General features: G+C 73.9%; 17 protein-coding genes. 15 read left to right on the top strand and 2 right to left on the bottom strand.

Features of this window, described 5'->3' with window-relative positions:
• Nucleotides 1-12 precede the first annotated feature (12 nt).
• The 6 genes from ATJ97_RS05440 to ATJ97_RS05415 all read left to right on the top strand — a co-directional run bounded on the left by ATJ97_RS05440 (nucleotide 13) and on the right by ATJ97_RS05415 (nucleotide 6,518).
• Nucleotides 13-969: an ABC transporter permease gene (locus ATJ97_RS05440; protein WP_098482859.1), complete on the top strand. Its 957-nt coding sequence runs from the start codon at nucleotides 13-15 to the stop codon at nucleotides 967-969.
• A 1-nt stretch (nucleotide 970) separates the two neighbouring features.
• Nucleotides 971-2,965 carry a dipeptide/oligopeptide/nickel ABC transporter permease/ATP-binding protein gene (locus ATJ97_RS05435; RefSeq protein ID WP_098482858.1) on the top strand — a complete coding sequence of 665 codons (1,995 nt, stop codon included), beginning with the start codon at nucleotides 971-973 and terminating at the stop codon, nucleotides 2,963-2,965.
• Nucleotides 2,962-3,804, top strand: a complete 843-nt coding sequence (locus ATJ97_RS05430) for an ATP-binding cassette domain-containing protein (RefSeq protein ID WP_098482857.1) — start codon at nucleotides 2,962-2,964, stop codon at nucleotides 3,802-3,804. The genes ATJ97_RS05435 and ATJ97_RS05430 overlap by 4 nt, the downstream gene beginning before the upstream one ends.
• 64 nt (nucleotides 3,805-3,868) lie before the next feature.
• On the top strand, nucleotides 3,869-4,819 hold the full coding sequence (locus tag ATJ97_RS05425) for a dihydrodipicolinate synthase family protein (protein WP_098482856.1): 951 nt from the start codon (nucleotides 3,869-3,871) through the stop codon (nucleotides 4,817-4,819).
• Nucleotides 4,816-5,850, top strand: a complete 1,035-nt coding sequence (locus ATJ97_RS05420; RefSeq protein ID WP_098482855.1) for an ROK family protein — start codon at nucleotides 4,816-4,818, stop codon at nucleotides 5,848-5,850. The genes ATJ97_RS05425 and ATJ97_RS05420 overlap by 4 nt, the downstream gene beginning before the upstream one ends.
• Before the next feature lie 8 nt (nucleotides 5,851-5,858).
• Nucleotides 5,859-6,518 (top strand): N-acetylmannosamine-6-phosphate 2-epimerase, encoded by a 660-nt coding sequence (locus ATJ97_RS05415; RefSeq protein WP_098485256.1) that lies wholly within the window; start codon nucleotides 5,859-5,861, stop codon nucleotides 6,516-6,518.
• A 33-nt stretch (nucleotides 6,519-6,551) separates the two neighbouring features.
• Here the strand turns inward: ATJ97_RS05415 and ATJ97_RS05410 are convergent, their stop codons facing one another.
• On the bottom strand, nucleotides 6,552-7,547 hold the full coding sequence (locus ATJ97_RS05410; protein WP_098482854.1) for an aldo/keto reductase: 996 nt from the start codon (nucleotides 7,545-7,547) through the stop codon (nucleotides 6,552-6,554).
• Nucleotides 7,548-7,792: 245 nt separating this feature from the next.
• On the opposite strand from ATJ97_RS05410, the gene ATJ97_RS05405 reads away from it, so the two are divergent.
• The 5 genes from ATJ97_RS05405 (at nucleotide 7,793) to ATJ97_RS19665 (ending at nucleotide 11,552) form a co-directional block, all read left to right on the top strand.
• Nucleotides 7,793-8,077 (top strand): HU family DNA-binding protein, encoded by a 285-nt coding sequence (locus ATJ97_RS05405; RefSeq protein WP_043497136.1) that lies wholly within the window; start codon nucleotides 7,793-7,795, stop codon nucleotides 8,075-8,077.
• A gap of 168 nt (nucleotides 8,078-8,245) precedes the next feature.
• On the top strand, nucleotides 8,246-9,031 hold the full coding sequence (gene nagB / locus ATJ97_RS05400; RefSeq protein ID WP_098482853.1) for a glucosamine-6-phosphate deaminase: 786 nt from the start codon (nucleotides 8,246-8,248) through the stop codon (nucleotides 9,029-9,031).
• Between the two features lie 49 nt (nucleotides 9,032-9,080).
• Nucleotides 9,081-9,440: a DUF3039 domain-containing protein gene (locus tag ATJ97_RS05395; protein ID WP_098482852.1), complete on the top strand. Its 360-nt coding sequence runs from the start codon at nucleotides 9,081-9,083 to the stop codon at nucleotides 9,438-9,440.
• A complete protein-coding gene (locus ATJ97_RS05390) occupies nucleotides 9,437-11,269 on the top strand; it encodes a DEAD/DEAH box helicase (RefSeq protein ID WP_245862163.1) in 1,833 nt (610 codons plus the stop codon). Before ATJ97_RS05395 ends, ATJ97_RS05390 begins: the two co-directional genes overlap by 4 nt.
• Nucleotides 11,270-11,396: 127 nt before the next feature.
• Nucleotides 11,397-11,552: a hypothetical protein gene (locus tag ATJ97_RS19665; RefSeq protein WP_170037128.1), complete on the top strand. Its 156-nt coding sequence runs from the start codon at nucleotides 11,397-11,399 to the stop codon at nucleotides 11,550-11,552.
• A gap of 216 nt (nucleotides 11,553-11,768) precedes the next feature.
• On the opposite strand, the gene ATJ97_RS05385 is transcribed toward ATJ97_RS19665, so the two are convergent.
• A complete protein-coding gene (locus ATJ97_RS05385; protein ID WP_098482851.1) occupies nucleotides 11,769-13,148 on the bottom strand; it encodes a nicotinate phosphoribosyltransferase in 1,380 nt (459 codons plus the stop codon).
• A gap of 92 nt (nucleotides 13,149-13,240) precedes the next feature.
• Between ATJ97_RS05385 and clpS the strand changes: the two genes are divergently transcribed.
• From clpS to ATJ97_RS05365, 4 genes are read left to right on the top strand one after another with little or no spacing between them, the layout of a single operon-like run.
• A complete protein-coding gene (gene clpS, locus ATJ97_RS05380) occupies nucleotides 13,241-13,549 on the top strand; it encodes an ATP-dependent Clp protease adapter ClpS (protein ID WP_425432731.1) in 309 nt (102 codons plus the stop codon).
• Nucleotides 13,550-14,197 (top strand): DUF2017 domain-containing protein, encoded by a 648-nt coding sequence (locus ATJ97_RS05375; protein WP_098482850.1) that lies wholly within the window; start codon nucleotides 13,550-13,552, stop codon nucleotides 14,195-14,197.
• Nucleotides 14,198-14,208: 11 nt separating this feature from the next.
• On the top strand, nucleotides 14,209-15,033 hold the full coding sequence (gene murI / locus ATJ97_RS05370; RefSeq protein ID WP_098482849.1) for a glutamate racemase: 825 nt from the start codon (nucleotides 14,209-14,211) through the stop codon (nucleotides 15,031-15,033).
• A complete protein-coding gene (locus ATJ97_RS05365; RefSeq protein ID WP_098482848.1) occupies nucleotides 15,030-15,830 on the top strand; it encodes an MBL fold metallo-hydrolase in 801 nt (266 codons plus the stop codon). The genes murI and ATJ97_RS05365 overlap by 4 nt, the downstream gene beginning before the upstream one ends.
• Nucleotides 15,831-16,081: the final 251 nt, after the last annotated feature.

The raw sequence follows: 16,081 nt of genomic DNA, 5'->3' as shown, positions 1-16,081 counted from the left end.
AGGAGTCCGAGCGTGACCGCACTCCTGCGGCTGACCGGCCGACGCCTGCTCCAGCTGCCCGTCATGATCCTGGGGATCAGCCTGCTGGTCTTCGTGGTGATGTCCTTCTCGAAGGTCGACCCGGCCATCACCGCCCTCGGCGAGGGCGCGTCGATGGAGGCCCGCGAGGCCTACCGCGCCGCGCACGGCCTCGACGATCCCCTGCTCCTGCGGTACTGGAACTTCCTCGTCGGGCTGGTCCAGCTCGACCTGGGCACCTTCAGCGCCCGCCGCATGCCCGTGGTGGACGAGGTCGCACGCGCGTTCCCGATCACCCTCCAGCTGACCCTGCTGGGCCTGCTCATCGCCGTCGTCGGCGCGCTCGTCCTCGGCATCGTGGCAGCCCTCTACCGCGACCGGTGGCCGGACAAGGCGATCCGGGTGGTCTCCGTCGGCTCCCTCGCCACGCCGTCCTTCTGGCTGGCGGTCCTGCTGATCCAGGCGTTCACCCTCGGCCTCGGCGTCCTGCCCGCCTCGGGCAAGCTGCCACCCTTCACCGAGGACCCGGGCGCCTACCTCGCCCGCATGGCGCTGCCCGCCTTCGCGCTCGGCGTGCCGGTCATCGGCCAGCTCACCCGCGTGATCCGTACCGCCGTCGTGGAGGAGCTCGACAAGGACTACGTGCGCACGGCGCTCGGCGCCGGCGTCCCGCGCGCCGTCGTGGTCGGACGCAACGTCCTGCGCAACGCGCTGATCACCCCGATCACCGTGCTCGGCCTGCGCGTCGGCTACCTCCTGGGCGGCGCCGTCGTCATCGAGATCATCTTCGCGCTGCCGGGCATGGGCACGCTGATCCTCAACGGCGTGACCAACAACGAGCCCAACCTCGTCCAGGGCGTGACGCTGACGGTCGCCATGGCCTTCGTCGTCATCAACATCGTGGTCGACCTGCTCTACGTGCTGGTCAACCCCCGCATCAGGACGGTCTGACATGCGACGCAAGCTCACCGAACGTCTCTCCGCCCCGGGCCTGCGCCTGCGGGCGCTGCCCGCCGGGTCCAAGGTGGCCCTGGCCTTCGTCACCCTCGTGGCGCTCGTGGCCGTGCTCGCGCCGCTGGTCTCCGCCCACGACCCGCTCGCCACCGGCACCCCCGTGCAGCCGCCCAGCGGCGAGCACTGGTTCGGCACGGACCGCCAGGGCCGCGACATCTTCGCGCGCGTCGCCTTCGGCGCCCGCTACTCCCTGGTCATCGGCCTCGGGGCGACGGCGATCGCGCTCGCCGTGGCGGCCGTCCTCGGTTCCGTCGCCGCCACGGCCCGGAAGTGGCTCGCCGAGTCCCTCATGCGGATTCTCGACGTCGTCATGTCCTTCCCGGGCATCGCGCTCGCGGCCGTCTTCGTCACCGTGTTCGGCCGGTCGCTGCCGGTCCTGGTCCTCACCATCGCCTTCCTCTACGTCCCGCAGCTCACCCGTGTGGTCCGCGCCAACGTGCTGGACCAGTACGGCGAGGACTACGTGGCGGCGTCCAAGGTCATGGGCGCCCGCACCGCGTGGGTGCTCGTCAAGCACGTCGCCCGCAACTGCCTCGCCCCCGTGATGGTCTTCGCCACCGTGCTCGTGGCGGACGCGATCGTCTTCGAGGCGTCGCTGTCCTTCATCCAGGCCGGCGTGCCGGACCCCGAGCCGTCGTGGGGCAACGTCATCGCCGCCGGCCGGGACCTGGTCATGGCCGGGTACTGGTGGGCGACGTTCTTCCCCGGCCTGGCGATCATGCTCACGGTCCTGTGCCTGAACGTGCTCTCGGAGGGCATGACCGACGCGATGGTCGCTCCGCGCGGGAAGAAGATCGTCGAGACCCGCGCCGAGGCCGCCCTGGCGGCCGCCGCCGGCGAGGAGGTCGTCGTCGCGGAGGAGCCCGCCGTCGAGGCGGCCACCGCCGAGGTCCCGCTCGAGGAGCGCCTCGCCGAGCTGCGGGCCGTCGAGGCCACGCGCACCGACCGCCTCGAGTACGCGGGGGACGCCCAGCCGCTGCTGGAGGTCGAGGACCTCTGCATCCGCTTCCCCCAGCGGCACGGCGACGTCGACGTCGTCGACCACGTCTCCTTCTCCGTCCGCCCCGGCGAGACCATGGCCCTGGTGGGGGAGTCCGGCTGCGGCAAGTCGATCACCTCCCTGGCGATCATGGGGCTGCTCGACCGCAGCGCCGAGGTCCGCGGGACGGTCCGCTACGGCGGGAAGAACCTGCTCGAGCTCCCCCCGCGCGAGCGTGCCGGGCTGCGCGGGCACGACCTGGCGATGATCTACCAGGACGCGCTCTCCTCGTTGAACCCCTCGATGCTCATCTCCGCGCAGATGAAGCAGCTCACCCGCCGCGGCGGCACCCGCACCGCCGAGGAGCTCCTCGAGCTCGTCGGCCTGGACCCGGCACGCACCCTGAAGAGCTACCCGCACGAGCTCTCCGGCGGCCAGCGCCAGCGCGTGCTCATCGCCATGGCGCTGACCCGTGACCCGAAGCTCGTCATCGCCGACGAGCCCACCACCGCGCTGGACGTCACGGTGCAGAAGCAGGTCATCGACCTGCTGAACGACCTGCGCGAGAAGCTGGGCTTCGCCATGGTGTTCGTCAGCCACGACCTGGCGCTCGTGGCCAAGGTCGCCCACCGCGTCACCGTGATGTACGCCGGCCAGGTGGTGGAGCAGGCCCCGACCGCCGAGCTGCTCACCAACCCGCTCCACGAGTACACCCGCGGTCTGCTCGGCTCGGTGCTGTCCATCGAGTCCGGGGCCGACCGCCTGCACCAGGTGGCCGGCACGGTCCCCTCGCCGAGCGAGTTCCCCGCCGGCGACCGGTTCGCGCCCCGTTCCTCGCGCCCCGACGTGGGGCTGGACGAGCGCCCCGTCATGCGGGAGCTGCCCGGCCGCGACCACCGCTGGGCCGCCCACGCCGGCGACCCGGAGCCCGTTCTCTCCGGAGGTGTCCGATGACCGCCACGACCGAGGCCGCCACCCGTCCCGCGCCGGGGGAGGGCGTGCCGATCGTCGCCGTGCGTGACGTGCACGTGACCTACCGGAGCCGGCTCGGCGGCCTGTTCTCCGCCCAGCGGGTCCACGCCGTCAACGGGGTCTCGTTCGAGGTCCGCCGCGGCGAGACCCTCGGGATCGTCGGCGAGTCCGGGTGCGGCAAGTCCACCACCGCCCGGGTCCTCACCGGGCTGGAGGAGCCGACGTCCGGCCAGGTGTTCTTCCGCGGCGAGCCGGTCGTCCGGCGCACGGCCGCGGACCGGAAGAGGTTCGGCCGCGTCGTCTCCGTCGTCTTCCAGGACCCGGCCACCGCGCTGAACGCCCGGATGCTCGTGCGCGACACCCTGCGGGACCCCCTGGACGTGCACCGGGTGGGCTCGCCGGCCCAGCGTGAGGCGCGCGTGCGGGAGCTCGTGGCCATGGTCGGGCTGCCCGCCTCCGCGCTGGACGCCCTGCCCAGCCAGCTCTCCGGGGGCCAGCGCCAGCGCGTGGCGATCGCCCGCGCGCTGGCCCTCGAGCCGGAGATCGTCGTCGCGGACGAGCCCACCTCCGCGCTCGACGTGTCGGTGCGCGCGCAGATCCTCAACCTGCTCTCCGACCTCAAGAACGAGCTCGGGCTGTCGATGGTCTTCATCTCCCACGACATCCAGACGGTCCGCTACGTCTCGGACCGGATCCTCGTGATGAACGCCGGCCGCATCGTCGAGGAGGGGAGCGCGGAGCACATCTTCGAGCAGGCCGACGACCCCTACACCCGCACGCTCATGGCCGCCGCACCCTCGCTGCTGCACCCCAGCCGCTGACCCGTCGCCAACCGGCGCCCGCCCACCGTCCGAGCCTCCCGGCTCGCGAGAAATTGGAGTGATTGTGACCCTCGCACGTCTTCGCGGCATCGTCCCGCCCGTCGTGACCCCCTTCACCAGCGAGGGCGACGTCGACGTGCCCTCCCTCGAGCGCGTGACCGACCACCTGGTTGCCTCCGGCGTGCACGGCGTGTTCGTCCTCGGGTCGACCGGCGAGGTCGCCTACCTCACCGACGACCAGCGCGACCTCGTCGTGCGGACCGTGGTGCGCACCGTCGCGGGCCGGGTCCCGGTGCTCGCGGGCGCGATCGACCTCACCTCGGCACGGGTGGTGGAGCAGGTGCGCCGCGCGGTGGCGGCCGGCGTGGACGCCGTCGTGGCCACCGCCCCGGTGTACGCCATCAACGACGCCGCCGAGATCGAGGACCACTTCCGCGCCGTCGCCGCGGCGTCCGAGGTGCCGGTGTTCGCGTACGACATCCCGGTGCGGGTCAAGGTCAAGCTCGGTGCCGACCTGCTCGTGCGGCTCGGCACCGAGGGTGTCCTCGCGGGCGTGAAGGACTCCTCCGGCGACGACGTGGGGTTCCGGCGGCTGGTGGCCGCCAACGCCGCGGCGGGCTCGCCGCTGACGCTCTTCACCGGTCACGAGGTCGTCGTGGACGGCATGCTCCTCCTCGGCGCCGACGGCGTGGTCCCCGGCCTGGCGAACGTCGACGCCGCCGGCTACGCCCGCCTGTGGGAGCGGGCCGAGGCGGGGGACTGGGAGGGTGCCCGCGCCGAGCAGGACCGTCTCGCAGCGCTCTTCGAGATCGTGTTCCAGGCCGCCGGTCGCTCCGGTGACGCGGCGGGCGTCGGCGCCTTCAAGGTCGCCATGCAGCGGCAGGGGCTCATCGACGGCGCGACCATGGCGTTCCCCGTGCGCGCGCTGGAGGGGGAGGTCGCCGAACGGATCGAGGCGATCACCCGCGCCGCCGGGCTGCTCGGCGCGGCCGAGGCGGCCGCCGCCGTCCTGTGAGCGGGACGACCGGCCGCGGAGCTCCGGCGCCGGCGGGCGCGGGGGACCAGGCCGCCCTGGTCGTCGGCGTCGACCTCGGTGGCACCAAGACGGCGGCGGCGACCGTCTCGCGCGACGGCCTTCCCGGGCCGCTGCGGACGGTGCCGACCCCCGCGCAGGACGGCCCGTCCGCCATCCTCGACGCCGTCGCGGACCTCGTCCGCGACGTCGCCGCGGACGCGCCCGGGCCGGTGCTCGGGGTGGGCGTCGGCACGGCCGGCGTCGTCGACGTCACGACGGGCACGATCGTCTCCGCCACCGACGCGATCCCCGGCTGGACCGGCACCGACGTCGCGGGCGGACTCCGCGCCCGGCTCGCCGACCTGGCCGTCGGGGAGGTCCACGTCGAGAACGACGTCGACGCCCACGCCGCCGGGGAGGCCTGGCGCGGCGCGGGGGCCGGCCTGGCGAGCCTGTTCATGGTCGCCGTCGGGACGGGCGTCGGGGGCGCCGTCGTCCTCGACGGGCGACCCCTGCGCGGCGCCCACCACGTCGCCGGGGAGATGGGGCACCTGCCCACGCCCGGGGCAGAGGGGATGCGGTGCACCTGCGGGCGGCCCGGGCACCTCGAGGCGCTCGGCGCCGGCCCGGCCCTCCACCGTCGCTACCTCGCCCTGGGCGGGGACCCGGCCAGCCCGGACACCCGCGACGTCGTCGCGCGCGCCGGGGCGGGCGAGACGACGGCGGTCCGGGCCGTGCGCGACTCGGCCGCCGCCGTCGGACGGGCGACCGCCGCCGTGGTGACCGTGCTCGACCCGGCGGCCGTCGTCGTCGGCGGCGGCATGGCAGGGGCAGGACCCCTCTGGTGGGAGGCGATGGAGTCCGCCCTGCGCTCCGAGCTCATCGAGCCGCTCGCCGGCCTGCCCGTGATCCCGGCCGCCCTCGGCGCCTCGGCCGCCGTGGTCGGGGCGGCCCGCGGGGCGTGGGACCTGGTGGCACGAACTGACCCGGCCGCGGTGCCGGGAGCGGAAGGACGAGAGTGGACCCCCTGATCGAGAGCATGCGAGGCGGGCTGGTCGTCTCGTGCCAGGCCTACCCGGGCGAGCCGATGCGCGACCCGCGCACCATGGCGCAGGTGGCGGCCGCCGTCGTGGAGGGCGGGGCCGCCGCCGTGCGCGCCCAGGGCCTGCAGGACGTGCGCGAGGTCGTCGCCGCCGTCGACGTGCCCGTCATCGGGCTGTGGAAGGACGGGGACGACGGCGTCTACATCACCCCGACCCTCGAGCACGCGCTGGCCGTGGCCGACGCCGGCGCGCAGATCGTCGCGCTCGACGGCACCCGGCGCCCGCGCCCGGACGGGCGCACCCTCGCCGCGACCGTGGCCGAGCTGCGCGAGCGGACCGACGTCCTGGTCATGGCGGACTGCGGGTCGCTCGAGGACGCTCTCGAGGCGGAGCGGGCGGGCGTCGACATCCTCGGCACCACGCTCGCCGGGTACAGCGGCGAGCGTCCCCGCACCCCCGGCCCGGACTACGAGCTCGTCGACGAGATGGTCGGGGCCTGCCGGCTGCCGGTCATGGTCGAGGGCCGCGTCCACAGCCCCGCGCAGGCGGCCGAGGCGCTCGCCCGCGGGGCCTTCGCCGTGTGCGTCGGCACCGCGATCACCCACCCGACCACGATCACGGGGTGGTTCGCCGAGGCGGTGGCGGGCGCCCGCTGAGCTGGGCCGCAGACGCCCGCCGACCGCCCGGGGCTACCAGCGGTGGTGGACCTGGGCCCGGACCCGCTCGTCGTACAGCGCCGCGACGGCGGCGAGCAGCTCCTCGGACAGCGGCTCGAGCTCCGCGGCCGCCGCGTTCGCCCGGGCCTGCTCGGCGTTGCGCGCGCCCGGGATCACCGTGGTGACGCCCTCCTGCTGGACCACCCACCGCAGGGCCACCTGGGCGGGCGTGGCGCCGTCGGGTCCGAGCTCGGCCACCAGCCGGGTGAACTCCTGCGCCGCGTCGACGCCCGTGGCGAAGTCGACGCCCGAGAACGTCTCGCCGACGTCGAACTCCTCCCCGTGGCGGTTGTAGGTGCGGTGGTCCGTGGGGGCGAACGTGGTGTCCGCCGTGTAGCGGCCCGAGAGCAGGCCGGAGGCGAGCGGCACGCGCGCGATGATCCCCACACCCTCCTCGACGGCGCGGGGGAGCACCTGCTCCAGCGGCTTGCGGCGGAAGGCGTTGAGGATGATCTGCACGCTCACCGGGTGCAGCGTCTCGATGGCCGCCAGCGCCTCGTCGCACGTCTCCACGCTCACGCCGTACGCGGCGATGCGCTCCTCGGCGACGAGCGTCTCCAGCGCCTCGAGCACGGCGCCCGAGGTCAGCACCTCCGAGGGCGGGCAGTGCAGCTGCACGAGGTCCAGCCGCTCCACGCCGAGGTTGGTGCGTGAGCGGTCGGTCCACTCCCGGAACGCGTCCAGGTGGTACGCCTCCGGGACCTGCGCGACGCGCCGGCCCATCTTGGTGGCGACCGTGAGGTCCACCCCCGGGTTCTCGCGAAGGAACGCGCCGATGAGGCGCTCGCTGCGCCCGTCCCCGTAGACGTCGGCGGTGTCGAGGAACGTCACGCCCGCGTCGACGGCGGCCTCGAGGACCCCGCGGGCCTGCTGCTCGTCGACGGCCCCCCATTCCGTGCCCAGCTGCCAGGTGCCCAGGCCGACCACCGAGACCTCGCGGCCCGATCCGCCCAGAGTGCGCTGCTCCATGCCTTGTCTCCTTCTCGTAGCGTCCTGCCCATCCTGCCGTGAACCCGGTCACGCCACCGCCGCCGGTGACGGATGTGACGGATGTGACAACTGAGGACGACGGTCGGCGTCCAGATCGCGGCAGATCCGCACGGACACGCGAAAAATCGGCGCGTTAGAAGCGACAACGGCGCCGACGTGTGCGTAGTGTCGGCGCAGCGGCACCAGCAACGGGTGCCCAAGAGCCGAACGATGAGAGGGATTTCATGTCCGTCAACCGCACCGAACTCGTCGCCGCTGTCGCCGAGCGTTCCTCGCTGACCAAGACCCAGGCCGACGCCGCGCTCTCCGCGCTGCAGGAGGTCCTCGTGGACTCCCTCGGCAAGGGCGAGGCCGTCAAGGTCACCGGTCTGCTGAGCGTGGAGCGCGTCGAGCGCGCCGCTCGCACGGGCCGCAACCCCCGCACGGGCGAGGAGATCCAGATCCCCGCCGGCTACGGCGTCAAGATCTCCGCCGGTTCGGCCCTGAAGAAGGCCGTCGCCGCCAAGTGACCTCGCGCTGACAGCGCACCCGGAGCGGGCAGGACCGAGGCTGGTCCTGCCCGCTTCTGCACGCCCCGGCACGACCGCGCGGGGAGACATCAGATGTCTCTGGCCGGGGCCGGTAGGGTGGTCGTGCCGGTGATCGTCCGGTACCGCTCGAGAAAAAAGGGGTAACCCGTGCAGGTGGTCATCCAGCCGGACGCCGAGGCCATCGCCTCGCTCGTCGCCGACGAGATCGAGCGGTTGCTGAGCCGCAAGCCCGACGCCGTGCTCGGCCTGGCCACCGGGTCCAGCCCGCTCGCGATCTACGACGAGCTCGTCCGCCGCCACGAGGCCGGGCGCGTCTCCTTCGCCGGCGCCCGGGCGTTCATGCTCGACGAGTACGTCGGCCTGCCCGAGGACCACCCCGAGCGCTACCGCAACGTCATCGAGCGCGAGATCGCCGGCCGCGTGGACTTCGCCCCCGGTGCGGTGCAGGGGCCGGACGGCAACGCCGAGGACATCCCGGCCGCCTGCGCGGCCTACGAGGCGGCCATCGCCGACGCCGGGGGCGTCGACCTGCAGATCCTCGGGATCGGCACCGACGGCCACATCGCCTTCAACGAGCCGGGCTCGTCGCTGGCGTCCCGCACGCGCATCAAGACGCTCACCTCGCAGACGCGCCGGGACAACGCCCGCTTCTTCGGCGGCGACGTCGAGGCCGTCCCGCGGCACTGCGTCACCCAGGGGCTCGCCACGATCATGTCGGCCCACCACCTCGTGCTCGTGGCCACCGGCCCGGGGAAGGCGGAGGCGGTCCACCACCTCGTCGAGGGGGCCGTCAGCGCCATGTGGCCCGCCACGGTCATGCAGCACCACCCGCGCGCCACCGTGCTCGTCGACCCCGCCGCGGCGTCCCGCCTGCAGCTGGGCGACTACTACCGCGAGGTGTTCGAGCACCGGCCCGCGTGGCAGAAGCTGTGACGGCCCGGGCACCCGGTGCCCGCCGCCGGGGCGTGCTTAGACTGTCCGCATGAGCTCGACGACCCCCTCCTCCCCGTCCGGTCCGCAGCAACCCGCAGCGCCGTCCGCCCCGGCCGGCGGCACGGGGGTGCTCGAGCGGGAGGAGCTCCGCGAGCAGGTCTCGCCGGGCGACGACGAGCGCTACGCGCACTACGTGCGCAAGGACAAGATCACCGCCTCGGCGGTCTCCGGCCAGCCCGTGATCGCGCTGTGCGGAAAGGTCTGGACCCCTGGCCGTGACCCCCGCAAGTACCCCGTGTGCCCCACCTGCAAGGCCATCTACGAGGGCATGAACGACGGCGCCGGCTCCGGCAAGGGCCGCGGCTGGCCGTTCGGCCGCAAGGGCGGCTCCTCGGGAAGCGGGGAGTGACCGCCCCGCACCAGCGCAGGTCGACGCCGATCCCCCCAGCCGGACCCGCTGCCGTCTCCACGGCAGCGGCCGAGCATCTGCCGCCCGCCTACCCGGCGCGCGCGGCGTGGGGGACGGCGTCACGCCTGCGCGCGTGGCAGGCCGAGGCGCTCCAGCTCTACCTCGAGAAGCAGCCGCAGGACTTCCTCGCCGTCGCCACCCCCGGCGCCGGCAAGACCACGTTCGCGCTGCGGATCGCCACCGAGCTGCTCGCCGGCGGCGTCGTGCGCCGGATCACCGTGGTTTGCCCCACGGAGCACCTCAAGACCCAGTGGGCCGACGCCGCCGCCCGGGTGGGCGTGCAGCTCGACCCGAACTTCAAGAACGCCCAGGGCCGGCACGGTGCCAGCTTCGACGGCGTGGCCCTGACCTACGCCCAGGTCGCGGCCAACGCCGCGCTGCACCGGGCCCGCACCAGCGCCGAGCCCACGCTCGTCATCCTCGACGAGATCCACCACGGCGGTGACGCGCTGAGCTGGGGCGACGCGGTGCGGGAGGCGTTCGAGCCGGCCCGCCGGCGCCTGGCGCTGACCGGGACGCCGTTCCGCTCCGACACCGCCGCGATCCCGTTCGTCGAGTACGCACCCGACCGGGACGGGATCCGCCGCTCGAAGGCGGACTACTCCTACAACTACGGCGACGCCCTTCGCGACGGCGTGGTCCGCCCGGTCATCTTCCTGAGCTACTCCGGGCAGATGCGCTGGCGGACCAAGGCCGGTGACGAGGTCTCCGCCACGCTCGGCGAGCCGCTCACGAAGGACATGACCGCCCAGGCCTGGCGCACTGCGCTCGACCCCAAGGGCGAATGGATCCCCGCCGTGCTGCAGGCGGCCGACCAACGGCTGACGGAGGTCCGCCGCAGCGTCCCGGACGCCGGCGGCCTGGTTATCGCGACCGACCAGACGGCGGCCCGGGCCTACGCCAGGATCATCCACAGCATCACCGGCGAGCCGGCCGTCACGGTGCTCTCCGACGACGACGGCGCCAACCAGCGCATCGAGGACTTCGCCGCCGGCGACCAGCGCTGGATGGTCGCGGTGCGCATGGTGTCCGAGGGCGTCGACGTGCCCCGGCTGGCGGTCGGCGTCTACGCCACCGCCACCTCCACCCCGCTGTTCTTCGCCCAGGCCGTGGGGCGCTTCGTGCGCGCGCGGCGCCGCGGCGAGACCGCGTCGGTGTTCCTCCCGTCCGTCCAGCACCTGCTCGGCCTCGCGAACGAGCTCGAGATCGAGCGCGACCACGCCCTCGACCGCGTGCTGACCGCCGAGGAGAAGGGCACGTTCTACAACCCGGAGGACGCCCTGGTCGCCGCGGCGAACCGCGAGGAGAAGGCGAGCGACGGCCTGCTCCCCGGCTTCGAGGCGCTGGAGGCGCAGGCGTCGTTCGACAAGGTGCTCTTCGACGGCGGCGAGTTCGGCACGGGCGCGGAGGTGGGCTCCGTGGAGGAGCAGGAGTACCTCGGCCTGCCCGGTCTGCTCGAGCCGGAACAGGTGTCGGCCCTGCTGCGGGCCCGCCAGGCGGAGCAGATCAGGACGCAGAAGCGCAACGCCAAGGCCGACGCCGCGCGCCGGACCAACGCGGGCGTGGACGACCACCGGCGTCGCCAGGCCGCCCGCAAGGAGCTCTCCAGTCTCGTCTCCGCGTGGTCCCGGCGCTCCGGCAAGCCCCACGGTGTCGTGCACACCGAGCTGCGGAGCCGCTGCGGCGGCCCGGAGGTGGCGCTCGCCCGCACGGAGGAGATCGAGGAGCGGATCGCGCTGCTGAGGAAGTGGTTCGTCGGACGCGGCTGAGGCCGCGTCCACAAATCGGATCGCGTCACAACCGTTTCAAGATGCGTTCAGGGTCGGGTGCTGGAACTCTTGACGCATCGTGCAGGCGGGACTGCCGGTCCTGCCCCTCAACAGAAAGGGACGTGCCGTGAACATCTGGCTCATCCTCATCATCGTCGGCGTCGTCATGCTCATCCTGGGGGTCGCCGTCGAGGCAGCGAAGGTGCTCCTCTGGATCGGTATCGCCGTGCTGGTGATCTCGCTGATCATGTCCTTCGTCTCCCGGGGCAGGACCAGGGTCTGACCGACCCGCGAGCGGTCCCGCCAGCGGTCCAGACCGCGCAGCCCCACCGCCCGCACAACGCAGGAGGCCGTCCCCGCGAGGGGGACGGCCTCCTGCGTGTCTGTGGGCGGACGGCCCCTGCGGGGGCGTCGCCCAGGTCCTGGCCGAGGGCGACCCTGACGAGGGCCGCCCTGACGAGGACCGTCCGCGAGGACCGCCGGCCAGGGCGCACCTGGCTCAGATGACGGCCGCCGGGTCGGCGTCGTCGGCGGGGTAGATGTCCAGGTGCCGGGTGGGGATCGCCGGCTCGCCCTCGCTCAGCCGCCAGCCGGCGTAGGGCAGCTCGGCCCGGGACTGCAGGTGCCGCTGCGCCGCCGCCGCGAGCGCCCCCTCGCCCCGGTGCTCCTCGACGATCTCGCCGTCCCGCACGAGCTCCACCTGCAGCGGCCGGGCGCCGGCCCTGCCCAGCTCCGCGAGGCCGTCGGCGAACCGTTCGCACGAGACCACCAGCTCCTCGGCCGCGCGACCGTCCTCGTCGGGCACCCGGCCGGCCACCTTCAGCCCGCCCACGGACACCTTGGAGGTGGAGGCCTTCGCCACCTCGTGCATGCGGCCGTCGGTGCCCTCCCGGGCGACCAGCTTGTAGACGAGCTCGGCCGTGGGGTGCCCGGAGCCGGTCACCAGCTTGGTGCCCACGCCGTAGGAGTCCACCGGGGCGGCGTTGAGGGCGGCGATCGCGTACTCGTCGAGGTCGGAGGTGACCGTGATCCGCGTCGTCGTCGCCCCGAGGTCGTCCAGCTGCTTGCGCACCGTGAAGGCCTGCGCGACCAGGTCGCCGGAGTCCAGGCGCACCGCCCCCAGCTCGCCGCCGGCGGCGCGCGCCGCCGCCACGGCGCGCTCGACGCCGCGGGTGACGTCGTAGGTGTCCACCAGCAGGGTGGTGCCCGGCCCCATCGTGGCCACCTGGGCGGCGAAGGCGGCCTCCTCGTCGTCGTGGACGAGGGTGAAGGAGTGCGCGGCCGTCCCGATCGCGCGGATGCCGAACGACCGGCCCGCCTCGAGGACCGAGGTGCCCGCGAACCCGCCGACGACGGCGGCGCGGGCCGCCGCGACGGCCGCCTCCTCGTGGGTGCGCCGCGCGCCCATCTCCAGGCACGGACGGCCGTGGGCCGCCGTCGTCATCCGGGAGGCCGCCGCGGCGACGGCACAGTCGTGGTTGAGGATCGACAGGATCACCGTCTCCAGCACGACGGCGTCGGCGAACGTGCCCTCGACCGTCATGACCGGCGAGCCGGGGAAGAAGCACTCGCCCTCGCCGTAGCCCCAGACGGAGCCGCGGAAGCGGTAGTCCCGGAGGAAGTCGAGCGTCTCGTCGCCCACGATCCCCGCGCGGGAGAGGTAGTCGATCTCCTCGGGGCCGAAACGGAAGGCCTCGATCGCGTCCAGCACCCGCGCGGTGCCGGCGACGACGCCGTACCGGCGGCGCTCGGGCAGGCGTCTGGTGAAGACCTCGAAGACGCTGCGCCGCTGGGCGGTGCCCGAGCGCATCGCGCCCTCGATCATCGTGAGCTCGTACATGTCGGTGAGCAGCGCCGTGCTGGTGGTGGTCCTCCGCATGGGGTCACGGTAGCGGTGGTGCCCGCGCCCCGCCGTGGCGGGGGCGGTGGACGACAGCGGTGACGGCGCGGGCCACCTCGTAGGCTGGGCGCGTGAGCGTCACCCACCTGGAGTCTGCCCCCGCCGAGCAGGAGTCGACGGCCCCGGAGCACGAGGTGGCGCCGGACAGGGTCTGGAGGACGATCGTCTGGGACGACCCCGTCAACCTCATGTCCTACGTGACGTACGTCTTCCAGAGCTACTTCGGCTACGACGAGCCGACGGCGACCCGGCTGATGATGCAGGTCCACACCCGCGGCCGGGCCGTCGTCTCCACGGGGCACCGCGAGCAGATGGAGGTGGACCTGCAGGCCATGCACGGGTTCGGGCTGTGGGCGACCCTCGACCAGGAGGGGGAGTAGGTGCAGGCCTTCCTCCCGGTGCCCGGCGGGTTCGCGTCACGGGTCGAGGACGTCGAGCGGACCATCCTCGCCCGTCTCTTCCGCGACACCGCGGAGCTCCTCGGCACGCGACTCGACGACGGCGGAAGTGGTCCCGTCGGGGCGGGCCCCGGCCACCCCGTGGGCGAGGAGGCGCTCCTGGCCGCCCTCGACTTCGAGCCGTCGCACGACCGTGCGCCGGACGCGCCGTCGGACCCGGCCCTGGCACGCCTGCTGCCCCCGATGAGCCACGACGACGCCGGCCTCTCCGCCGAGCTGCGCGCCCTGACCGAGGACTCGGTCCGCGCCGGCAAGGTGTCCCGGCTCGAGGTGGTCTGGCGGGAGCTCGCCGCCCCGGGGACCCGGGCGGACGCCGTCGTGGTGCCGGAGGGGAAGGAAGCAGCCTGGCTGGCGGCGCTGACCGACGTCCGGCTCGTGCTGGCCACCCGCCTCGGCATCTCCGACGACGCGGACGCGGAGGCGGTCTACGAACGGGCCCAGGGGGCGGGGCCCGAGCCCGGGGACGAGCACGACGAGGTCACCGACGCGCTCGCCACGATGTACGCCGCCCTGACGTGGTGGCAGGAGTCACTGCTGGAGGCCATGTCCCGGACACGCCGTGGCCGTTAGGCTCCTGGGTCGTGGACGACGCACCCATCGGCATCTTCGACTCCGGCGTGGGCGGCCTGACCGTGGCACGCGCGGTGATCGACCAGCTGCCGGGTGAGTCTGTCCTCTACATCGGGGACACCGCCAACAGCCCGTACGGCCCCAAGCCGATCGCCCAGGTGCGGGCGCTGGCGCTGGAGGTCATGGACCGGCTGGTCCTCTCCGGCGTGAAGATGCTCGTCATCGCGTGCAACTCCGCCTCCTCCGCCGTCCTGCGCGACGCCCGCGAGCGGTACGCCATCGACGCCGGCGTGCCCGTGGTCGAGGTCATCCAGCCGGCCGTGCGCCGTGCGGTCGCCGCCACGCGCACCGGCCGGGTGGGCGTCATCGGCACCCGCGCCACCATCGACTCCGGCGCGTACCGCGACGCGTTCGCCGCGGCGCCCCAGCTGAGGCTGACCATGGCCGCGGCGCCGAAGTTCGTCGAGTTCGTCGAGCGAGGCATCACCTCGGGGCCCGAGGTGCTCGCGGCCGCCGAGGAGTACCTCGCCCCGGTGCGTGCCGCCGACGTCGACACCCTCGTCCTCGGGTGCACCCACTACCCGCTGCTCACTGGTGTCATCTCCTACGTGATGGGGGAGCAGGTGACCCTGGTGTCCTCCGCCGAGGAGACCGCCAAGGACGTCTACCGCACCCTCGTCGCCCACGACCTCCTGCGCGACCCCGAGGCGTCACGGCCGGCGCACCGGTTCCTCGCCACCGGCGAACCCGCGTCCTTCGCCCGGCTCGCCCGCCGGTTCCTGGGTCCCGAGGTCTCCGAGGTCCGGGCGGTCGACGAGCTGGCGGGGTCGCGATGAGGCTGACCGTCGTCGGGTGCTCGGGCTCGATGTCCGGGCCGGCGTCCCCGGCCTCCTGCTACCTCCTCCAGGTGCAGGGCCCCGACGACGCGGGCGACGAGCGGACCTGGTCGGTCGTGCTCGACCTCGGCTCGGGCGCGATGGGCGCCATGCTCAACTACGTCGACCCGGCCACGCTCGACCTCGCCGTCCTCTCCCACCTCCACGCCGACCACATGGTCGACATGATCGGCATGCAGGTCTACCGCCGCTGGCACCCCGACGGCCCGCTCGCGCCGCTGGAGGTGCTCGCCCCGGCGGGCGCGCTCGAGCGCGTGCGGGGGGTGGGCGGTGACGAGGAGTCCGAGACTTACGGGGGCGAGTTCACCTTCCGCGAGCACGTGCCGGGCACCGCGGTGCGGGTCGGGCCGCTGACGGTGGAGTCCTTCCCCGTCAACCACCCCGTGCCGGCGTACGGCGTGCGGATCACGGGGCCGAGCTCCCGGGCCGGGGGACCGGAGCGCGTGACCCTCGCCTACACCGGCGACACCGACTTCTGCGACGGCCTGGTGCCGTTGGCGGCCGAGGTGGACCTCCTGCTCAGCGAGGCCGCGTTCCAGGAGGGCCGGGACACGGTGCGCGGCGTGCACCTGACCGGCCGGCGCGCCGGCCAGCTGGCGGCGGCCGCACAGGTCCGCCGGCTGGTGCTGACGCACCTCCAGCCGTGGACGGACCCCGAGGTCGTGCGCGCCGAGGCCCACGCCGTCTACGACGGCCCGGTGGACGTGGCCGCGCCCGGCGCCACCTGGGTGCTGTAGGCCTGAGCGGTCTCGCGCGGGCGCAGTGTGCTCCTCGTGCCTGGCGCTGTGAGCCGGCGACCGGCCCGTCGCAGGACCGGCCGGTCCTCCGCACGTCCGTGACGTTCAGCACGCCGCGGAGCCGGAGCGGCTCCCGCGCCCGTGCGACGAACCGGACAAACCACCCACGAACGGTGCGGCTCAGAGGCCCACGGCGCGGCTCGCAGACGCGTGGACGCCGGTGCCTGCGCCGTCTCACGGCCCGCCCCTGC

The organism is Georgenia soli, assembly GCF_002563695.1.
In the GTDB taxonomy this organism is placed as follows: Bacteria; Actinomycetota; Actinomycetes; order Actinomycetales; family Actinomycetaceae; genus Georgenia; species Georgenia soli.
Note: the sequence above shows the minus strand (reverse complement) of the source record. Positions and strands in the feature narration are given on the sequence as shown.

What these genes read in the sequence shown, in the direction of transcription:
- ATJ97_RS05385 (WP_098482851.1), bottom strand. Translation starts at nt 13,148, where the DNA reads ATGCGGAGGACCACCACCAGCACGGCGCTGCTCACCGACATGTACGAG.
- ATJ97_RS05410 (WP_098482854.1), bottom strand. Translation starts at nt 7,547, where the DNA reads ATGGAGCAGCGCACTCTGGGCGGATCGGGCCGCGAGGTCTCGGTGGTC.
- ATJ97_RS05365 (WP_098482848.1), top strand. Translation starts at nt 15,030, where the DNA reads ATGAGGCTGACCGTCGTCGGGTGCTCGGGCTCGATGTCCGGGCCGGCG.
- ATJ97_RS05415 (WP_098485256.1), top strand. Translation starts at nt 5,859, where the DNA reads ATGCGAGGCGGGCTGGTCGTCTCGTGCCAGGCCTACCCGGGCGAGCCG.
- ATJ97_RS05395 (WP_098482852.1), top strand. Translation starts at nt 9,081, where the DNA reads ATGAGCTCGACGACCCCCTCCTCCCCGTCCGGTCCGCAGCAACCCGCA.
- ATJ97_RS05435 (WP_098482858.1), top strand. Translation starts at nt 971, where the DNA reads ATGCGACGCAAGCTCACCGAACGTCTCTCCGCCCCGGGCCTGCGCCTG.
- ATJ97_RS05405 (WP_043497136.1), top strand. Translation starts at nt 7,793, where the DNA reads ATGTCCGTCAACCGCACCGAACTCGTCGCCGCTGTCGCCGAGCGTTCC.
- ATJ97_RS05430 (WP_098482857.1), top strand. Translation starts at nt 2,962, where the DNA reads ATGACCGCCACGACCGAGGCCGCCACCCGTCCCGCGCCGGGGGAGGGC.